Source organism: Prochlorococcus marinus str. MIT 9313 (assembly GCF_000011485.1).
Classification (GTDB): domain Bacteria; phylum Cyanobacteriota; class Cyanobacteriia; order PCC-6307; family Cyanobiaceae; genus Prochlorococcus; species Prochlorococcus marinus_D.
Genome location: NC_005071.1, coordinates 2344764 through 2362866, shown reverse-complemented (window position 1 = coordinate 2362866; position 18103 = coordinate 2344764). Strand labels below are relative to the sequence as shown.

Below are 18103 nucleotides of genomic sequence, written 5' to 3'. Positions count from 1 at the left end.
TAGCAACCTAAAGGTAGATGTTGAATTTAGCGTTTAAAGTAGGAGATATCGCTGGGCCATTGGCAGTTCTTCTGCGGGGTCGCATGTGAGTAAATCGCCGTCGGCGAACACCTCGTAAGTTTGTGGATCTACCTCTACTTTTGGTAGTGAATTGTTGTTGTGCATTTCTGCTTTGCCGATCGTGCGGGTGTTCAGAACGGGAATGCAGGCACGTTGCAGCCCCAGCTTGTTGGGAAGATCTGTTTCGATGGCCGCTTGGCTCAGGAAGGTGAGGCAGCTGGGGGCAAGGGCTTTGCCGAATGCTGCAAACATTGGTCTGCCATGGACTGGTCCAGGTGTTGGAATCGAGGCATTAGCATCGCCCATTTGCGCCCAGATGATTGACCCGCCCTTGATGACAAGTTCTGGCCGCACGCCGAAGAAGCCTGGCTTCCAGAGCACCAGGTCTGCCAGTTTGCCTACCTCTACTGAGCCAACATGGTTGTCAATGCCGTGGGCAATGGCGGGGTTGATCGTTACTTTGGCGATGTAGCGCTTTATGCGGTTGTTGTCGTTACGACTGCCACGTGGATTGGCAGCATCTTCTGGCAGAGGGCCTCTCTGAACTTTCATCTTGTGAGCGGTCTGGAATGTTCTGGTAATCACCTCTCCGACTCGTCCCATCGCTTGGGAATCACTGGCAATGATGCTGAAGGCACCGAGGTCGTGGAGAATATCTTCCGCAGCGATCGTTTCGCGACGGATGCGCGATTCGGCAAAGGCCACATCTTCAGGAATCGCTGGATCTAGGTGGTGGCAAACCATGAGCATGTCGAGGTGCTCTTCCAGGGTGTTGCGGGTGTAAGGCCGGGTTGGATTTGTGGAGCTGGGCAGCACGTTGCTTTCACCACAGATACGGATGATGTCTGGTGCATGGCCTCCACCGGCCCCTTCGGTATGGAAGGTGTGGATGGTGCGTCCGCCGATGGCTCGGATTGTGTCTTCTACAAAACCTGCTTCATTGAGCGTGTCTGTGTGGATGCAGACCTGGACATCAAAGCGATCGGCTACCGAAAGACAGCAGTCAATAGCTGCTGGAGTGGTACCCCAGTCTTCGTGGAGTTTGAGGCCGCAGGCACCGGCTAGTACTTGCTCCTCGAGAGCTTCAGCTGTACTGGCATTGCCTTTACCAAAGAAGCCAAGATTCATCGGCAAGCCTTCGGCTGCTTGCAGCATGCGGCTGATGTGAAAGGCGCCAGGTGTACAGGTAGTGGCATTGGTGCCTGTTGCCGGACCTGTACCACCACCGAGCATGGTGGTAACGCCGCTAGCCAGGGCAGTCTCGATTTGCTGTGGGCAAATGAAATGGATGTGGCTATCGATGGCGCCGGCGGTCACGATGTGACCCTCTCCAGCAATGGCTTCAGTGCCTGGGCCGATCACAATGTCAATCCCGTCAGTGATGTCGGGATTGCCAGCCTTGCCGATGGCAACGATCCGTCCGTCTCTTAGGCCGATATCTGCTTTGACGATCCCCCACCAGTCGAGGATCAGGGCATTGGTGATCACGGTGTCAACAGCACCATTGGCGCGGGATTGCTGGGATTGCCCCATGCCGTCGCGGATCACTTTCCCTCCACCGAATTTGACTTCTTCGCCGTAGGTGGTGAAATCGCGTTCCACCTCCAGGATCAACTCGGTGTCTGCTAGGCGTATGCGGTCACCTGTGGTGGGGCCGTAGGTTTCGGCGTAGGCCTGGCGATCGATCCGGTAGGCCATAGCAATGCAGCGAAAGGGACGAGGTGTAGAAGCAGTTCAGTCGAGGGGTCCGTTGACCAGACCGTTGAAACCAAAAACCTTGCGGTGACCAGCAAGGGCAACCAGGCGCACGTCACGTTCGTCGCCGGGTTCGAAGCGGATCGCTGTTCCAGCAGGGATGTCCAATCGGTGCCCCCGTGCAGCATCACGATCGAAGTGCAGAGCTGTATTGGTCTCGAAAAAGTGAAAGTGGGAGCCAACTTGGATCGGTCGATCGCCACTATTGGCCACGCGCAGGGTGAGGGTTGGCCGGTTGCTGTTGAGTTCAAGCGTGCCCGGTTCAGGAATCAGTTCACCGGGGATTAGCGGAGGCATGGGGATTTTTTAGCGGATGGGGTCGTGGAGGGTGACCAATTTGGTGCCGTCCTTAAAGACGGCTTCGATTTGCACCTCCGGGATCAGTTCGGGAACACCATCCATCACCTGATCGCGACGCAGCCAGGTGCTGCCTTCGGCCATCAGCTCCGCGACGGATTGGCCGTCACGAGCGCCTTCGATGACAAGGAAGCTGAGCCAGGCCACGGCTTCGGGGTGGTTGAGCCGCAGGCCGCGGTTGAGGCGTCGTTCTGCAAGCAGGGCAGCGGTGACGATCAGGAGTTTGTCTTTTTCCTGGGGGCTGAGGTGCATGGAAGCCAGGATTTCATTTCAGTGTGGCGAGGCAGAAGGCGATTGATGGTCCTTTGTGAACCTTTCGTTTGAGAACGTTCCCTCTTCTTGCAGGGGCCATTCTCGTGGAGGTTGAGGAGTGCTTAGCCGCCGTAGCTGGCGTGTGCGGGCCCAGAGGCGGGAAAACCATTGGCGCGCGGCTTGGCTTGATGGCCCTATATATCGGGCCACTAAGCCTTGATCGAGACCACCACAAGCCATGGACCCTTCTAGGTTTGCGCGATCTGTTCGACAGTTCCGCAGAAGTATCTCCATCACGTCGGCAGTCAGAGGATGCGGTGCGGCCCAAACAAAAGATCCGAACACGGGCTGTGTCCCCATGCCGTGCAAACTCTGCAGCACTTCGCTGTTGAGCTCGAGTTGATCGACTAGTTCCCATTGACGACCAATCGGGGTTTGTCGGCAGATCTCCAGGCTTGACCTCCAGGCGCCTTCGTTCAGTGTTTCTCCAGCAGCTGTGCGACCTAGGCGCACCACTTCGGCGCAGAGAAAACTGGCTTTTGGTTGCAGTTCGACTTGCATCCGTTGCTTGTAGAGGCCTCCTTGAAAAACCACGAGCTCTTGGGGTAACCATTCCAGATCAGCATTGGTTTCTAGTTCGAAGTGACACTCTTGACTTGCCCAGCGGCCTTTGGGGTGTTGTTTGGAGCGGCCTACGGAGCCATAGACCTTCTGGGCAGCCACACTCGTGACCAGGCCGCGGCTGTCTGCTCCAGCTTTGACATTCACACTGAGCTGATCTCCTCCGACCAAACCCCCTGCGGTGTGAAGTAAGGGCAGTTGACAGCGGCCGTCGTGATCAAGATTGGCACGCTGAATCTTGAATGGAGCCGTGCATTGGCTCTGATGCACGGTGAGCTGGGATTGAAGATCGTCTGTCGCAGTTTTGCTGATCAGTTGCAAGGAACATTGGCCGTGCCAGGGTCTATCGCCAGTCATCGGAGCACGCTGTGATCGAGCACGGTTTAACTCTTTAGCAATACTCACGGATGGAGCAGTTGCCGTTTGGCAGGCTTATGGTCATGAGCTTGGTCGATTTTCCTTCTCTCGATACTGTTCCGGTGCTCACCCGCAGGCTTGATGCTGTTGGGGTTGAGGCTTGTATGGAATTGCCTCTCACTGCTGAAGAACGCACACGTTTGCGAGGGCTGCGATGCACGGCTTGTGGTCAGTCCGTCTTATTGCTTATTGCAATTGCCGCGGCAGGGCCCATTGCAGCCTGGAGAAAGTTTGGCTGCGGCGGAAGGGCCTGTTTTGGTGAGGGTGGTCGCTGCTCCTGAGAAACTGTTGGTGGTTAGGGCTCCTTCAGAACTGGCTCTGCTTGAGGCGGCTTATCACTTGGGTAATCGTCACGTGGCACTAGAGCTACGCACGCAGCAGCTGCGTTTGCTAGATGATCCTGTCTTAGCCGATCTGCTGCGGGTGCGTGGCTTGGCTTTGGAGTCTCTGATGGAGCCATTTTATCCGGAGCCTGGGGCCTATCAAGGCGTCCATAGCCATGATCACCAGCCCATTGATGGGCAGCAACAACGTCATCACTAATGAGCAGTCTCGCTTTGCTTCAGCTTGTTAGCCCGGCTTTGCCGGTGGGTGCGTTCAGTTATTCGGAGGGTTTGGAACTGCTGGTGCAGCGAGATCAGCTTCAGGATCGAGCAACTTTGGCAAGTTGGTTGGAGGCGGAGCTCAGTCGCGGGCAGGTCATGATCGAAGCTGCTGCTTTGCGCCCGCTGCGTCATTCCCTCAGCCAATGGCAGGTGAGTGCTGAGCAGGGCAAAGTTGACCATGGCACTGACGTGCGCGATTGGGCTCAATGGTTGATTGCACTGCGAGATGCGGCTGAAGTAAGAGCGCAGCAACAGCAGATGGGTCGCTCTCTTTTGCAGTTATTAGCTGACCTGGGTTATCCTCTCCCTGATGGAGGAGTGGATTTTGGTTGGCCAGTGGCGTGGGCTTGGGCTGGTTTGTCTTGGGAGATAACGCCTTTGGAGGTTGTGCAGGGTTACTTGTTTGGCTGGGTGGCTAATCAGCTCAGTGCGGCCGTGCGTCTTGTTCCGCTTGGGCCAACTGAGGCACAACGGTTGCAGCGTCAGCTTCAGCCGCTGATTGAAATGCAGGCCCGTAGCTTGCTTGATGTGGATCCAAAGCAGCTTTGGTGCGGAGGAGTGGGTTCTGCTATTGCACAGCTCTCCCATGCTGAGCTGTATTCCCGATTATTCCGGAGCTGATGAGTAGCAAACTGCGTTTAGGTGTGGCTGGCCCGGTGGGTTCCGGTAAGACAGCACTAGTGGAGGCAATGTGTCGCCGTCTACGAGATCAGTTGCAATTGGCAGTTGTCACCAACGACATCTATACCCAGGAAGATGCAGAGTTCTTGACGCGTGTTGGAGCTCTTGAGCCAGAGCGTATTCGCGGAGTAGAAACAGGCGGTTGTCCTCATACTGCTATTCGTGAGGATTGTTCGATTAATCGCGCGGCCGTAGAAGATCTGGAGCGAAATTTTCCAGATCTTGATGTTGTGCTTGTTGAGAGTGGTGGCGATAATCTTGCCGCCAGCTTCAGTCCAGAATTGGTGGACCTTTGCATCTATGTGATTGATGTGGCGGCTGGCGACAAGATCCCTCGCAAGGGTGGCCCTGGGATTACACGCTCGGATTTATTGGTGATCAACAAGATTGATCTCGCTGTCCATGTCGGGGCCGATTTGGAAGTGATGAAGCGCGATACGACGCGGATGCGGGGAGAGCGCCCTTGGTGTTTCACCAACTTGCGGAGCGGCGATGGCTTGGAGAGCGTGCTGCACTTTTTGTTGCAACAGCTACCAAATCGCCCTTAGCAATGATCAGCGCAAAGGGCTTTGTATCATTCACTACAGAATCATGCCTGGCTGATCTTTACGTTCCCCAGGCCGCCCGAATAGGCGTGCTCCATATTCTGCCTATCTACGGTTTCAATGAACGTTTCATTCTCCAAGCGCCTTGTGGCTGGCTTCGCCGCAACCGCCGTTGGTGTCAGCATTACGGCTTGCGGTGGTGGTAGTGATAAAACCGCTAATACCGATTTCGACGACACGGTCACGGTTGGTATCCTCCATTCCTTAAGTGGCACCATGGCCATCTCGGAGTCCACCCTTGTGGACACAGAGAAAATGGCGATTGAAGAGATCAACGCTGCCGGTGGTGTTGAAGTTGATGGCAAGAAATACAAGATCGACTACATCGTTGAAGATGGCGCTTCTGATTGGCCAACCTTCGCTGAGAAGTCCAAGAAGTTGATCGATCAAGATAGTGTTCCTGTTGTCTTTGGTGGTTGGACTTCCGCAAGCCGTAAGGCGATGCTGCCGGTTTACGAATCGAAGAATGCATTCCTCTATTACCCGATTCAGTACGAAGGCCAGGAGTGTTCCAATAACATCTTCTACACAGGTGCGACTCCGAATCAGCAGTCGGAGCCTGCAACCAAGTTCATGTTCGAGAAGTCGCCCGCTGCTGGCAAGCCCTTCTTCCTTGTAGGTTCTGATTACGTTTTCCCTCGCACCTCCAATACCATCACTAAGGAGCAGGTCAAAGCTCTAGGTGGCAAAGTGGTTGGAGAGGATTATTTGCCCCTCGGCAACACTGAAGTGGCGCCGATCATTGCCAAGATCAAGAAGGCATTACCTGATGGTGGTGTGATCATCAACACCCTCAATGGTGACCAGAACGTTGCTTTCTTTAAGCAGATTCAGGATGCCGGACTTACTCCTGAAAATGGCTACTACGTGATGAGCTATTCCATCGCGGAAGAAGAGATCAGCACGATCGGGCCTGAGTTCCTTGAGGGACACTATGGGGCTTGGAATTACATGATGTCGATTGATACGCCTGCTTCGAAGAAGTTTGCATCTGACTTCAAGGCCAAATATGGCAATGACCGTCAGGTTGCTGACCCTCAGGAGTCGGCTTACAACATGGTGTATCTGTGGAAAGCTGCGGTCGAGAAGGCCAATAGCTTTGATGACGACAAGGTACGTGAAGCTTTGATCGGAATTGAGTTTGATGCGCCTCAGGGTCCTGTGAAAGTGATGCCAAACCATCACCTGTCCCAGACCGTACGTATCGGCAAGATCACCAAAGATGGTCAGTTCGAGATTCTCGAAGAGACCGATGGCCCTGTGGCTCCACAGGCTTGGAACCAGTTCGAGCCCAGTTCTAAGGGCTATGCTTGCGACTGGACTGATGCCAACAAAGGCGAAAAGTACAAGCTTTGATTGCCTCGCCAAGGCGTTTTTCCGCTTTGGCATTGTTTGGGAGGAGTCCGGAAACGGGCTCCTCCTTTCGTCGTTTTTCCGGTCTCTGATCTTCGCCCGTGCAACTGCTTCTTGAAAGTCTTTTCAATGGTGTGGCCATCGGCTCGGTGCTGCTGGTTGCTGCCCTCGGACTGGCGATAGTCTTCGGCCTGATGGGTGTCATTAACCTCGCCCATGGCGAGTTGATCATGCTCGGGGCCTACACCACTTATGTGGTACAGCTGATCTTCAAGCTGCCTGCTCTGCAGCCTTTCTACAACGCTTATGTGTTGGTGGCGATTCCTCTGGCCTTCATCGTTAGTGGTGTGGTTGGTATCTTGCTAGAACGCACCGTGATTCGTCGTCTCTACGGCAACCCGTTGGAGACATTGTTGGCGACATGGGGCGTTAGCCTGATTCTGCAGCAGTTTGTGCGCAGTTTTCCATTGGCTTATGCGGCTGGCTTGGTGCTGGCGTTAGTGCTTGGTTTCAGTCTGCCGATCATTCTTCCTGACAAGCTTTTGCAGGGGCCTCGGGCCCGCTTGGTGCGTGCTGGAAGCTGGCTTGTGTCGGCTCTGGCTGGGGTGTTACTGGCGGGTGGTTTGGCCTCTCAGATCAGTCGTATCGCTCGTGCGACCTCTCGCAATGTCGATGTCACGGCACCTAAGTGGATGCGTGGGGGGATTGAACTGTCGGGCATGACCTTCCCTGTACCACGCTTGGTGATCATTGTGATCACGATCCTCGCTGTACTCGGTATCACCTGGTTTTTGAATCGCAGTGTGTGGGGGATGCGCATCAGGGCAGTGACTCAGAATCGTTCCATGAGTGATTGCCTTGGAATCTCAACCGATACTGTGGATGTGCTTACCTTTGGTATCGGCTCCGGTTTGGCTGGCATCGCTGGGGTCGCGGTGTCTTTGTTGGGCTCCGTGGGACCCAACGTCGGCACTTCTTATATCGTTGGTTGCTTCATGGTGGTGGTGCTTGGAGGTGTGGGAAATCTGTTCGGTACCGTGTTGGCCTCCTTTGCTATTGGGGTGCTAACAGACCTGATCGGTGCTGGCCGTTTGCTCAGTATCTGGCCTTCGATGCCTGCGCCTTTGGCGAGTGTGGTTGATTTTTTTGCTACCACGAGCATGGCCCAGGTAATGGTGTTTGCGCTGATTGTGGTGTTCCTGCAGTTCCGACCTGCTGGTCTGTTTCCCCAGAGGGGACGCATGGTGGAGGCTTAAATCGATGTTGCAAGCGTTTCAACAACGCCGTTGGCCCCTGGTGATTGTCTGGGTCTTGATCATTGCTGCGATTGTGGCGGCGCCTGCAGTGGTGTCGGTATTTGGGCTCAACCTGCTCGGTCGTTTTCTCTCTCTCTCAATCGTGGCCCTCGGCATCGATTTGATTTGGGGTTTTACAGGCTTATTGAGCCTGGGTCAGGGCATCTTCTTTGCGCTCGGTGGTTACGCAGCCGCAATGTACCTTCAGCTCAACAGCTCGAGCGAACAACCCAACGGGATTCCAGAGTTCTTTGGCCTTTATGGGGTGGATCAACTGCCTGGATTTTGGCAGCCGTTTCATTCGCCTTGGTTCACGCTGATTGCCATCTGGTTGATCCCTGCACTGCTTGCCGCGCTGTTAGGCAACTTGGTGTTCCGCAACCGGATCAAGGGAGTTTATTTTTCGATTCTTACCCAGGCCGCCTTGCTGGTTTTCTTTAATTTCTTCAACGGACAGCAGAAACTGATCAATGGCACCAACGGTCTTAAGACCGATGTCACAGAGCTTTTTGGCCAGCAGGTGGGCTCTGCATTCATGCAGCGAGGCTTCTTCTGGTTAACGGCCGTGATGGTGATCCTGGCCTGGTTGGCTGTGCGCTGGGTGGTGCGTGGCCGTTTTGGGGAAGTGTTGATCGCCATTCGCGATGATGAGCCGCGTTTGCGTTTTGCTGGTTACAACCCCACCTTGTTTAAAACCATCGTGTTTGCGATGGCTGGTGGCTTGGCCGGCATCGGTGGTGCTCTTTACACCGTGCAGTCCGGCATCGTCTCGCCTCAATACATGACTGTTCCCTTCTCAATCGACATGGTGATTTGGGTGGCAGTGGGTGGACGCGGAACTTTGATTGGTGCCATTCTTGGCGCTCTAGTCATTAATTTGGCGAGGAGCCAAATCAGCACGGTTTGGCCAGAAGGCTGGCTATTTATCCTGGGAGGCTTGTTTATTCTCGTCGTTACGGCACTACCAGAAGGTGTTGTGGGCTGGTGGCAGGCGGGTGGGCCACGAAACCTGCTTACTCGCTTGGGTGTCGCGCGCAGGATCGGCACCTATCCACGCTTGGAAATGGATGGCAAGGAGGAGGTGAAGTCATGACAACCGCTTTGCTTGAGTTGAGTCAAATCAGTGTCAGCTTTGATGGCTTTATGGCACTGCGTGATCTCAATCTCAGCCTGCAGCCAGGAGAACTGCGTGCCGTGATTGGTCCCAACGGTGCAGGCAAGACCACCTTCCTTGACGTGATTACTGGCAAGCTTCGACCAACGGCAGGTGATGTTTTGTTTAAGGGCCAATCTCTTTTAAACAAGCCGGAACACAGGATTGCCCGGCTTGGGATTGGTAGGAAGTTTCAGAGCCCGAGAGTCTTCGAAAACCTCACTGTTGAGGAAAACCTCGCCTTGGCGGTCAGTCATCCAAAGCGCCCTTGGCCACTTTTAAGCTCAGGTCTTAATGCTGTTGAGCGCGATCGCATAGCCCATTTGATGGGTATCGTTTCCCTGCAGACACGTGCGCATCAAGTTGCTGGATCGTTGTCTCATGGGCAGAAGCAGTGGTTGGAGATCGCCATGCTTGTGGGTCAGTCACCCGACCTGTTATTGGTTGATGAGCCAGTTGCTGGTTTGACGGATGAGGAAACAGATCTCACCGCGGATCTGCTCAAGTCTCTCGTTGGTGATCACACTGTTTTGGTGATTGACCATGACATGGAGTTCATCCGGCGCCTGGAGAGTCAGGTTTCTGTTCTTCATCAGGGCCACGTTCTCTGCGAGGGCTCGATGGATCAGATTCAGTGTGATCCACGCGTGATCGAGGTGTATTTAGGTCGTAATGAGGAGGTTGCCTGATGCAGCGCTTTCTACCTATGCAGTTCATGATTCTCTGCAACCGATGACCATTCTTGAGATCCGTGGTCTAAACACCTACTACGGTGAGAGCCATATCCTTAGGGATGTCGACCTCACTGTGAAAGCTGGTGAGATGGTCTGCTTGATTGGCCGCAACGGTGTGGGCAAGACCACCTTGTTGAAATCATTGATCGGTCTGTTGCGTCCTCGTAGTGGAGAGATTCTGTTTAATGGTGAAGGCTTGGATCGCCATCCTCCGCATCAGCGGGCACGTGCTGGCATTGGTTATGTGCCTCAGGGGCGAGAAATTATTCCCCATCTGACGGTGGAGGAGAACCTGATGCTAGGGATGGAGGCATTGCCCGGCGGCTTGGCGCGAAACCACAGCATTGACCCGCTTGTTTATGAGTTGTTCCCGATCCTGCAGGAGTTTTTGCCGCGTAAGGGCGGAGACCTCAGTGGTGGGCAACAGCAGCAGCTTGCGATTGCTCGGGCTCTGCTTGGTAAGCCGAAATTGCTCCTGCTAGATGAACCGACAGAGGGTATTCAGCCCAATATCGTTCAAGACATTGAAAGGGCTGTTCGACGCATCATTGCCGAGACAGGGATTGGCGTTCTTTTGGTAGAGCAGCATCTGCACTTTGTTCGTCAAGCTGATCGCTACTACGCCATGCAACGAGGTGGCATTGTGGCCAGTGGTCCGACCAGCGATCTTAGTCAGGCAGTGGTGGATCAATTCCTCAGTGTATGAGTGCGTATGGAGATGTTTAGGGCTGGGGCATTAATCTGTATGTCTGGGAGAAGTGTCAGTGTTGTTGGCTTTTAAGAGGGAGTACCAAAGGCCTTCAGGATCCGACCATGCTCTGAGCAGATGATCATCGAGCTTCACGATGGGTTGGCAGCTGAGGCTATTAATCAGTAGCCATTGATCATCTTTTTCTGGTGTGGCTTCTAGTTGAGTTTCTTGCAGCCATCCTTGTTCGAGGCCCTGTTGTCGCATGACACCTGGTAGACAGCCACTAGCAAGCCGAGGTGTGAGCCAATGATTGTTTCGTCGCACGATGAGGTTGGCGGTACTGCCACAACAAAGTTCACCGCTTGTGCTTAGCAGGATGGCCTCATCGCAATTCGCTTTTTGTGCTTCGTGGCGGGCCTGTATCGCTTGACCGTAGGCGAAGGTTTTGCAACGACTCAAGCGACTATTGGCGTTGCGACGCTCATGGCAACTGATGATCGTGGTAAGTGGAGTAAAGCAGGGCTCCACTGCATTCAGCTCTAGCCAGAAGCGATGGGTTGTTGAACTCGGGTTGCTCTGGGGCAGGCTGATGCCTCGGCTTGACCTATCGCCACGGCTCCAGTTGAGGCGCAGGGCCCCATTGCCATTGTCCAAGTTGCATTGTTTCAGGCCCTCTTTGATCAGAGGTGTCAACCATTTCGCTGTAGGCGGGGGGGCCATCTCTAGTAGGCATGCGCTGGTCTGCCAGCGGCTGAGATGAGCATTGAGGAGTTGTGGATGTCCATCAAGGATCAGAATTGTCTCAAAGATGCCATCGGCAAGCTGCAGGCCTCGATCTCCTAGAGGAAGAGCGAGCTCCGCAGTGCTACCCCAGCTGCCATCGATCCAGGCAATCTGGTTTTTCATTGCAGTGCCTCCAGTAGTGGCAGCAGTTTCCAGTTCAGCTCATCAGCTTCGCAATAGGGGTCGGAACCGGTCACGATGCCGCAGCCGGCATGGGCTCGTAACGTGTTCCCCTCGAGCAACATCGAGCGAATCAGAATGCTGCTGTCGAGCTGCCCATCCCAGTTGAGATGCAACAACGATCCGCAATAGGGCCCGCGTGCTGTTGGTTCCAGTTCGTTCAGCCGCTGACAGGCGCGCAGCTTGGGGGCACCGCTGATGGAGCCTCCCGGCCAACAGGCTTGTAGTAGGTCTACCCAAGATTGGTCTGATCGAAGCCGTCCTTGCACTATTGAGGTGAGGTGATGCACATGGGGATAGCTCTCAAGGCCTACCAATTGAGGCACTGTGATGGAGCCGGGTTGACAGACTCGCCCTAGATCGTTGCGCAATAGATCGACGATCATCACGTTTTCAGCTCGGTCTTTGCTGCTGCAAACAAGATCAGCTGCCAGATCAGAGTCTTGGCTTTGATTGGGGTGGCGTGGTCGGGTCCCTTTGATTGGTCGAGTTTCAATTTCTCCTGTGGGGAGTGCTTTTAGGAAACGCTCTGGAGAGGCGGAGATCACGGCTTCACCGTTTGCAAGGCCTGCAGCTATCACTAGGCCGGCAAATGGAGCTGGGTTGTGGTGACGAAGTTTTAGGAAAAGGTCTACGGCGAAGCTTCCGGAAGGGATCGTGGTGGTACAGCAAGCGCTGAGATTGGCTTGGAAAATATCGCCGTTGGCAATCCAATGTCTGATCTGCTGCACATCACGTGCATAGTCAGCTCTAGTGGTGAGCCATTGCCATGCATTGACGGGAATATTGAGGTCTGTTGTTGCAAGTAACGACTCATCTTTGCTCCTTTTAGGTGCATCTTCAGGTGGGTTGGCTTCTAGCCAGCTTGCCAATTCTTGCAGTCGTTTGGGATGACATCCTTCAATCCAGAGTTGATGCTTTTGAAGGTCAAATCGCAGTACTGGGTCATGTTGCGCCATCCACAGAGTCGCCATGCAATCTGCTTTCCAGGGATTTTTGGGTTCTATCCATGCTGCTGCTTCGTAGCTAAGCCAGCCTGTCCAGTGTCCTGGTTCTAGATCACGTAGGGCTTCGAATGGGTTGCTGGCGCCTTTTTCGCCAGGGATGCCTCGGCAACAAATCTGATTAATGGGATCGACTGCCAGGGTCGCCCAACGACCTAGACCACTGCCGTCTCCATCCAGCCAGACAAGCCCAGCTTCTCCCCAAGTTTTGGTGAGTTGTTTTGCCAACTTCGCTGGTTCTTGCCAGCGGCAAAGTCGCCGCTCTAGAGAAGTCATGGTGTTGACTTGCTGCAGAGATCTGATCTGCCAGCCTCGCTCAAAGCTGCATCGCGGATGCGGCAGCTGTCGCATATACCGCAGGCATGATCGCCTCCGCTATAGCAGCTCCAGGTTTTATCGATCGGTACTCCGAGTCGAAGTGCTTCTTGCACAATTTGTTTCTTGTTCCAATCAATTAAAGGAGCCCAGAGTTTGATTCCATGTCCTTCACGGCCAGCTTTATTCGCCAGATCAGCCAAGCTCTGATAGGCCCTGAGATAGTCAGGTCTGCAGTCTGGATAGCCGGAGTAGTCCATTGCATTTATCCCTAACACCAGCTGATTGGCATTACGTGCTTCGGCAAGACTGAGGCCAATGGCAATGAAGACCGTGTTGCGTCCAGGTACGTAAGTGTTGGGGATCACTCCGTCAACGACTCCTTCACTGGGTACTGTTTGCGTTAGATCGGTGAGGGAGGAGCCTCCCCAACTGCCAAGGTTGACACTGATTACATGGTGTTCGCTTAGACCCATGTGGGCCGCCAGCGCGTCAGCGGCTTGCAGTTCTTTGCGATGTCGTTGCCCGTAATCGAACGAAAGTCCGATGACCTTTTGACCTGCTTCCACTGCCAAGGCAGCGGCAGTGGCGGAATCAAGACCTCCTGATAGCAGGGCAATGGTTGTTGAGTGGATCATGCTGGACATTCTCTAGCGCTTGTTGGTATGCAGGCATCAATTCAGAACAGAATCTTTTTCGGGCTGGTTGTTTTGTGGTCGACGACAGTGTTGGAACCCCTGCGGGCAATACCTCGAATGGATTTGAATGATTACCCGCAGCCGATTGCTGGACATCAACGCTGGGTGATTCAGCTCCCAGGGTTGCTAGCAAAAAGTTCTGATCCTGGCCTGTCCACTAATGCTGTGGATTGGCGGGTCCAGTTGATTGTGGGTCGAACGATCCAATTGGTCTGCAATCAGTATCACTTGGCTGGTCAAGGGCTGAGGATGGAGCGGTTTCAAGGAGCTGAGCAGCGGATGCTCTATAGCGTTGCAGGTGCAGTCAAGGTGATGTCCACCCGCATGGTTTGTCCTCCTGATGAGCCGAAGCGTGAGAGCTTTCTTGTTCTTGGCAGTAAGCCTTATTTGGTGCCCTATAACGCCTCCTTTCCGATAGTGGTTGATGTACCTGACGGCTTAGAGGTGCGTTGGCGGTTGTGGAAGGCTGAGATCACTCAGCGGGAGGCAATCAAGCTTTGAGGTTCAACGTATACCAAGCCACTTGTGGGTTTGCATGCTGAGCCTCCAGTGGGGATGACTTTGTACGTGCTCGAAAGCTAGTTGTTGACCTCTTGTTGTTTTCCAGCCAGGTTGCAGAAAGAGAAGTGGTTCCTTTGATGTGTTGCTGAGGCGTGATTGTGAGGCGTTGTCGTTCTTTCTCGCTTCTAAGGCAGCTTTGGCCATGTCTTCGGCGAAGTTCAGATCGTCTGTTTCATGAACTACAACTTTAAGCTCATGACAAGCTGCTAATAAGTCTGTGCGAGGTGGCGCATGGCGCTTTGGGGAGAGGGTGATCCATGTGGGAACACCGCTGAGCTGATTCACTCCGCTGGTTTCAAGATGGATTGCTAATGGCCCGCCGTGGTTTGTTTCTGTGGCCCTGTGTAGGGCTTCACATAGGGGAGCGATGTTGTGTTGCAATGGCTCACCCCCGGTCAACACCACAAAGGCCGCGCCATCTTTTGCTGCTGTTGCTGTTTCCTCTGCTAGTTGTTCAAGCGTGATTTGCGGATGGTTTCTCGAGTTCCAAGAGTGCTTGGTGTCGCACCATGAACAGCCGACATCACAGCCGGCGAGCCTGATGAAGAAGGCGCTGCGACCGACATGGGCTCCTTCTCCTTGTAGGGAATGGAAGGTTTCTACTACCGGCAGATTGCCGGTCATCCAATCCGGCTGGGTTGCTCCTGAGCGGAGATGTTGGTCTGGCTTTGTCGGCGTAGGGCTTCGTCAGGTGAGGCTGGTAGCCGTAGTTGAGCTGCCTCAATCAATCCCCGGAAGAGGGGATGGGGTTTTCCGGGTCGGGAGAGAAATTCAGGGTGGTATTGGCAGGCTGTGAAGAAGGGATGACCTTTCAGCTCGATCAGTTCTACGAGGCGTCCATCGGGTGAGCTACCGCTGATGGTGTAGCCGGATTCAATAAATAGGTTGCGGTAGGAGTTGTTGAATTCATAGCGATGGCGGTGGCGCTCGTAGACAACCTGTTCGCCATAAAGCTTCTGTGCCAACGTGTCTGGTGCGATGCGGCATGGATAGACACCAAGCCTCATTGTGCCGCCTAGATCGACTACGTCTTGTTGCTCTGGCAGGAGGTGGATAACAGGATGGTTGGTGTCGGGCTCCAGCTCGGAACTACTGGCTCCAGTGAGTCCTGCCTGGTTGCGTGCCCACTCGATCACAGCGCATTGCATGCCTAGACAAAGCCCTAGGAATGGCACTCGTTGTTCTCTCGCCCAGCGAATGGCAGCAACTTTGCCATCTACGCCGCGGTTACCGAAGCCTCCAGGAACTACAACAGCATCCATTCCTTTGAGTAGGTTTTCTGGACCATGCGTTTCGATCTGCTCGGCGCAGACCCAAGACAGCTCGAGGGAGGCGTCTTGGGTGAGGCAGGCATGGCGCAGGGCTTCTACTACTGAAAGGTAGGCGTCGTTGAGTTGCACATATTTTCCGACTAGGGCCACCTTCACAGCGGGACCTGGGTTGCGCAGCTTATGAACCAGCTCAACCCAGCTTTTCATGTCGCTGTCATGGTCAGTCAGGTTGAGTACATCCAGCATTTCTAGACAGAGGCCCTCTTCCTCTAGTGAGATGGGTACGGCATAAATGCTGTCGGCATCAAGAGCAGTGATGACAGCCCGGTTTGGTACCCCGCAGAAGCCTCCAATTTTGCTCTTTAGGTCTTCATTGATTGGGCGGTCGCTGCGGCAAACCAGTACATCTGGTTGTATGCCAATTGCGCGCAGTTCCTTGACGGAGTGCTGTGTGGGCTTGGTTTTGAGTTCACCGGATGTGCCGATGAACGGGAGTAGGGTCACATGGATGTAGGCGAGGTCGTTGCGTCCTACGTCACCACGGAATTCACGGATTGCTTCGAGGAAGGGCAGAGATTCGATGTCTCCGACAGTGCCGCCGATTTCTGTGATCACGACATCTGCGCCACTATTGGCTGCTACTCGGTGGATGCGTTCGCGAATCTCACCAGTGATGTGGGGGATCACTTGCACAGTGCCGCCGTTGTAGTCGCCGCGCCGTTCCTTATTGATGACTGCTTGATAGATTGAGCCAGTGGTTACGCTATTGAGGCGTGACATGGCTGTGTCAGTAAAGCGCTCGTAGTGGCCAAGATCCAAGTCGGTTTCGGCGCCGTCTTCGGTAACGAACACTTCACCATGTTGAAATGGACTCATGGTGCCTGGGTCCACATTGAGGTAGGGATCCAGCTTCAGGATCGAGACGCTGTAGCCACGCGATTTGAGTAGGCGACCAAGGCTCGCGGCCACAATTCCCTTGCCGATGCTTGATACGACTCCACCGGTAACAAAGACGAACTTGGCCATGAATTTCAGGCTGATTCTTTAAGTTAGCTCGGCTTTCTTATGCTTCCAGCAGGCTGCGCAGCATCCAGGCGGTTTTTTCGTGAATCTCAAGCCGCTGGGTTAATAGATCGGCGCTGGGTTGGTCATTGGCGGCTTCAGCCAGTTTGAAAATTTCCCGAGCGGTGCGTGCCACTTCTTCATGACCATCGACCAGCTCGCACAGCATCTCGAGGGTGGCGGGATGTTGCTCCGCTTCCTTGATCGAAGCGAGTTGTCCGAGGGTATTGCCGCCGAAGGGTGCCAGAAAACCAAGGGCACGAATGCGTTCGGCGATCACATCGAGGGCATTCCAGCGCTCGGTGTATTGATCCATAAACATCAGGTGGAGCGTGTGGAACATCGGGCTGGTTACGTTCCAGTGGAATCCGTGGGTTTTGCCGTAGAGCACATAGGTATTGGCGAGAACCCTTCCAAGGCCATCAGAGATTGCCTTTCGTTTGTCTGCTGGGATGCCGATTTCAATGAAGGAGGTCTGAGGTATTGAAATTCAGTGCGTTTGTGAAGTGTTAATCAGGAATCGAGATTTTGAATGTAGTCCCGTACCTTGCAGCGACGTTGCGGTTGACGCAATTTCAAGAGGGCATGGGTTTCAATCTGACGCACTCGTTCTCGCGATAGATGCATTGCCTCGCCGATTTGCGTCAGGGTTTGCGGAGTGTCGTCTTCAAGTCCAAAACGTCGTCTGATGACTGTCGCTTCGCGGTTGCTTAGTTCATCCAGCAAGATTTCAAGGTCGTTGTGCAATTGATTGCGGGTGAGTTTCTCCTCTGGGGTCGCGTTGCTGTCTTCCAGCAGATCGCCGAGTTGGGTGTCTTGTTCTTGGCCTATTCGAGTTTCCAGGGAGATCGAACGTGGAACCCTCATTAGGGTTAGGCGCACTGTTTCTTCACTAAGGCCAAGTGCCTTGGCGAGATCGGCAATCGAAGCTAATCGTCCTTGGCTGCTAGCAATCTCCTGTTGAACCCGTTTGATGCGGTTTAGTTTTTCGGTGATGTGCATCGGCAGTCGGATCGTCCGACTTTGCGTCGCAATGGCCCTGGTGATGCCCTGACGGATCCACCAGTAGGCGTAGGTGCTGAAGCGGAAACCTCTGGTGGGGTCGAACTTCTCTACTGCGCGTTCCAAGCCCAGGGTGCCTTCTTGCACCAGATCCAGCAGCTCTATGCCCCGTTGTTGATATTTCTTGGCTACAGCCACCACAAGTCGAAGATTGGCCTGGATCATCTGATCCTTGGCACGCCGACCAGCTCGCAAACTTCGCTTGAGTTCCAAAGGATCAAGACCAGTCAGGGCTCCCCAGGTTTTGTAACCAGTCTCGATTTTCTCTTGCAGCTCGGCCAGGGTGAGCCCAGCAGCCATCGCCCATTCCTGTTTGGTGGGCCAGTGGCATGAATGGTTCGCTTCTCGTTGCTGCAGCTCCTCCAGTCTTTGTAATTCTTTGATCGCTTCTTGGTTGGAGGCCAGCTTCCTTTCCTGTTTGAGTAGGGCTTCCCTGCGCTGCACAAGTCTCGCCAGGGTCACTTCCTCTTCATTGGTTAGTAGCTCTACGCGTCCAATGTCCTGCAAGTAGAGACGCACAGGATCTGTGCTGCCGCTTCTGCGGACTCGGGAAGTCTTGGTTTGCTGGGGGCTGCTCTTCAAGGGTTG

The 18103-nt window shown here is 54.1% G+C and carries 19 protein-coding genes and 1 pseudogene; 9 read left to right on the top strand and 11 right to left on the bottom strand.

Annotation, left to right across the window (positions count from 1 at the left end; translation table 11 throughout):
• Positions 1-33 precede the first annotated feature (33 nt).
• From ureC to AKG35_RS11905, 4 genes are read right to left on the bottom strand one after another with little or no spacing between them, the layout of a single operon-like run.
• Entirely contained in the window at positions 34-1758 is a 1725-nt protein-coding gene (gene ureC / locus AKG35_RS11920; protein WP_011131600.1) for an urease subunit alpha, read from the bottom strand.
• A 36-nt stretch (positions 1759-1794) separates the two neighbouring features.
• Entirely contained in the window at positions 1795-2112 is a 318-nt protein-coding gene (locus AKG35_RS11915) for an urease subunit beta (protein ID WP_011131599.1), read from the bottom strand.
• Positions 2113-2121: 9 nt separating this feature from the next.
• A complete protein-coding gene (locus tag AKG35_RS11910) occupies positions 2122-2424 on the bottom strand; it encodes an urease subunit gamma (RefSeq protein ID WP_011131598.1) in 303 nt (100 codons plus the stop codon).
• Positions 2425-2442: 18 nt separating this feature from the next.
• Positions 2443-3402, bottom strand: a complete 960-nt coding sequence (locus AKG35_RS11905; protein ID WP_011131597.1) for an urease accessory protein UreD — start codon at positions 3400-3402, stop codon at positions 2443-2445.
• 50 nt (positions 3403-3452) lie between these two features.
• On the opposite strand from AKG35_RS11905, the pseudogene ureE reads away from it, so the two are divergent.
• The 8 genes and pseudogenes from ureE (at position 3453) to urtE (ending at position 10594) form a co-directional block, all read left to right on the top strand.
• Positions 3453-4005: pseudogene (ureE, locus tag AKG35_RS11900) on the top strand (urease accessory protein UreE).
• On the top strand, positions 4005-4688 hold the full coding sequence (locus AKG35_RS11895) for an urease accessory protein UreF (protein WP_011131595.1): 684 nt from the start codon (positions 4005-4007) through the stop codon (positions 4686-4688). The pseudogene ureE and the gene AKG35_RS11895 overlap by 1 nt, the downstream one beginning before the upstream one ends.
• Positions 4688-5296: an urease accessory protein UreG gene (gene ureG / locus AKG35_RS11890; protein WP_011131594.1), complete on the top strand. Its 609-nt coding sequence runs from the start codon at positions 4688-4690 to the stop codon at positions 5294-5296. Before AKG35_RS11895 ends, ureG begins: the two co-directional genes overlap by 1 nt.
• A gap of 117 nt (positions 5297-5413) precedes the next feature.
• Positions 5414-6709: an urea ABC transporter substrate-binding protein gene (gene urtA / locus AKG35_RS11885; protein WP_011131593.1), complete on the top strand. Its 1296-nt coding sequence runs from the start codon at positions 5414-5416 to the stop codon at positions 6707-6709.
• Positions 6710-6807: 98 nt separating this feature from the next.
• A complete protein-coding gene (locus AKG35_RS11880; protein ID WP_011131592.1) occupies positions 6808-7962 on the top strand; it encodes an ABC transporter permease subunit in 1155 nt (384 codons plus the stop codon).
• A 4-nt stretch (positions 7963-7966) separates the two neighbouring features.
• On the top strand, positions 7967-9094 hold the full coding sequence (gene urtC / locus AKG35_RS11875; protein ID WP_011131591.1) for an urea ABC transporter permease subunit UrtC: 1128 nt from the start codon (positions 7967-7969) through the stop codon (positions 9092-9094).
• Entirely contained in the window at positions 9091-9843 is a 753-nt protein-coding gene (gene urtD, locus AKG35_RS11870) for an urea ABC transporter ATP-binding protein UrtD (RefSeq protein ID WP_011131590.1), read from the top strand. Before urtC ends, urtD begins: the two co-directional genes overlap by 4 nt.
• A 43-nt stretch (positions 9844-9886) precedes the next feature.
• Positions 9887-10594 (top strand): urea ABC transporter ATP-binding subunit UrtE, encoded by a 708-nt coding sequence (gene urtE, locus AKG35_RS11865; RefSeq protein WP_011131589.1) that lies wholly within the window; start codon positions 9887-9889, stop codon positions 10592-10594.
• Positions 10595-10624: 30 nt separating this feature from the next.
• Here the strand turns inward: urtE and AKG35_RS11860 are convergent, their stop codons facing one another.
• From AKG35_RS11860 to queC, 3 genes are read right to left on the bottom strand one after another with little or no spacing between them, the layout of a single operon-like run.
• Positions 10625-11485 carry an aminotransferase class IV gene (locus AKG35_RS11860; protein WP_011131588.1) on the bottom strand — a complete coding sequence of 287 codons (861 nt, stop codon included), beginning with the start codon at positions 11483-11485 and terminating at the stop codon, positions 10625-10627.
• Entirely contained in the window at positions 11482-12822 is a 1341-nt protein-coding gene (locus AKG35_RS11855; RefSeq protein WP_011131587.1) for an anthranilate synthase component I family protein, read from the bottom strand. Before AKG35_RS11855 ends, AKG35_RS11860 begins: the two co-directional genes overlap by 4 nt.
• Positions 12819-13499, bottom strand: a complete 681-nt coding sequence (gene queC / locus AKG35_RS11850; protein ID WP_041385301.1) for a 7-cyano-7-deazaguanine synthase QueC — start codon at positions 13497-13499, stop codon at positions 12819-12821. Before queC ends, AKG35_RS11855 begins: the two co-directional genes overlap by 4 nt.
• Before the next feature lie 27 nt (positions 13500-13526).
• On the opposite strand from queC, the gene AKG35_RS11845 reads away from it, so the two are divergent.
• Positions 13527-14060 (top strand): ecotin, encoded by a 534-nt coding sequence (locus AKG35_RS11845; protein WP_011131585.1) that lies wholly within the window; start codon positions 13527-13529, stop codon positions 14058-14060.
• Positions 14061-14063: 3 nt separating this feature from the next.
• On the opposite strand, the gene AKG35_RS11840 is transcribed toward AKG35_RS11845, so the two are convergent.
• From AKG35_RS11840 to AKG35_RS11825, 4 genes are read right to left on the bottom strand one after another with little or no spacing between them, the layout of a single operon-like run.
• On the bottom strand, positions 14064-14744 hold the full coding sequence (locus tag AKG35_RS11840) for a 7-carboxy-7-deazaguanine synthase QueE (protein ID WP_011131584.1): 681 nt from the start codon (positions 14742-14744) through the stop codon (positions 14064-14066).
• The gene (locus AKG35_RS11835) at positions 14741-16417 is read right to left on the bottom strand and encodes a CTP synthase (RefSeq protein WP_011131583.1); all 1677 of its coding nucleotides are present in this window, start codon (positions 16415-16417) and stop codon (positions 14741-14743) included. Before AKG35_RS11835 ends, AKG35_RS11840 begins: the two co-directional genes overlap by 4 nt.
• 37 nt (positions 16418-16454) lie before the next feature.
• Positions 16455-16937 carry a Dps family protein gene (locus AKG35_RS11830; RefSeq protein WP_041384802.1) on the bottom strand — a complete coding sequence of 161 codons (483 nt, stop codon included), beginning with the start codon at positions 16935-16937 and terminating at the stop codon, positions 16455-16457.
• Between the two features lie 29 nt (positions 16938-16966).
• Positions 16967-18097, bottom strand: a complete 1131-nt coding sequence (locus tag AKG35_RS11825) for an RNA polymerase sigma factor, RpoD/SigA family (protein WP_011131581.1) — start codon at positions 18095-18097, stop codon at positions 16967-16969.
• Between the last annotated feature and the right edge of the window lie 6 nt (positions 18098-18103).

What these genes read in the sequence shown, in the direction of transcription:
- queC (WP_041385301.1), bottom strand. Translation starts at nt 13,499, where the DNA reads ATGATCCACTCAACAACCATTGCCCTGCTATCAGGAGGTCTTGATTCC.
- urtA (WP_011131593.1), top strand. Translation starts at nt 5,414, where the DNA reads ATGAACGTTTCATTCTCCAAGCGCCTTGTGGCTGGCTTCGCCGCAACC.
- urtD (WP_011131590.1), top strand. Translation starts at nt 9,091, where the DNA reads ATGACAACCGCTTTGCTTGAGTTGAGTCAAATCAGTGTCAGCTTTGAT.
- urtC (WP_011131591.1), top strand. Translation starts at nt 7,967, where the DNA reads ATGTTGCAAGCGTTTCAACAACGCCGTTGGCCCCTGGTGATTGTCTGG.
- AKG35_RS11845 (WP_011131585.1), top strand. Translation starts at nt 13,527, where the DNA reads ATGCAGGCATCAATTCAGAACAGAATCTTTTTCGGGCTGGTTGTTTTG.
- urtE (WP_011131589.1), top strand. Translation starts at nt 9,887, where the DNA reads ATGACCATTCTTGAGATCCGTGGTCTAAACACCTACTACGGTGAGAGC.
- AKG35_RS11895 (WP_011131595.1), top strand. Translation starts at nt 4,005, where the DNA reads ATGAGCAGTCTCGCTTTGCTTCAGCTTGTTAGCCCGGCTTTGCCGGTG.
- AKG35_RS11905 (WP_011131597.1), bottom strand. Translation starts at nt 3,402, where the DNA reads ATGACTGGCGATAGACCCTGGCACGGCCAATGTTCCTTGCAACTGATC.
- ureC (WP_011131600.1), bottom strand. Translation starts at nt 1,758, where the DNA reads ATGGCCTACCGGATCGATCGCCAGGCCTACGCCGAAACCTACGGCCCC.
- AKG35_RS11835 (WP_011131583.1), bottom strand. Translation starts at nt 16,417, where the DNA reads ATGGCCAAGTTCGTCTTTGTTACCGGTGGAGTCGTATCAAGCATCGGC.
- AKG35_RS11915 (WP_011131599.1), bottom strand. Translation starts at nt 2,112, where the DNA reads ATGCCTCCGCTAATCCCCGGTGAACTGATTCCTGAACCGGGCACGCTT.
- AKG35_RS11860 (WP_011131588.1), bottom strand. Translation starts at nt 11,485, where the DNA reads ATGAAAAACCAGATTGCCTGGATCGATGGCAGCTGGGGTAGCACTGCG.
- ureG (WP_011131594.1), top strand. Translation starts at nt 4,688, where the DNA reads ATGAGTAGCAAACTGCGTTTAGGTGTGGCTGGCCCGGTGGGTTCCGGT.
- AKG35_RS11840 (WP_011131584.1), bottom strand. Translation starts at nt 14,744, where the DNA reads ATGACCGGCAATCTGCCGGTAGTAGAAACCTTCCATTCCCTACAAGGA.
- AKG35_RS11910 (WP_011131598.1), bottom strand. Translation starts at nt 2,424, where the DNA reads ATGCACCTCAGCCCCCAGGAAAAAGACAAACTCCTGATCGTCACCGCT.
- AKG35_RS11855 (WP_011131587.1), bottom strand. Translation starts at nt 12,822, where the DNA reads ATGACTTCTCTAGAGCGGCGACTTTGCCGCTGGCAAGAACCAGCGAAG.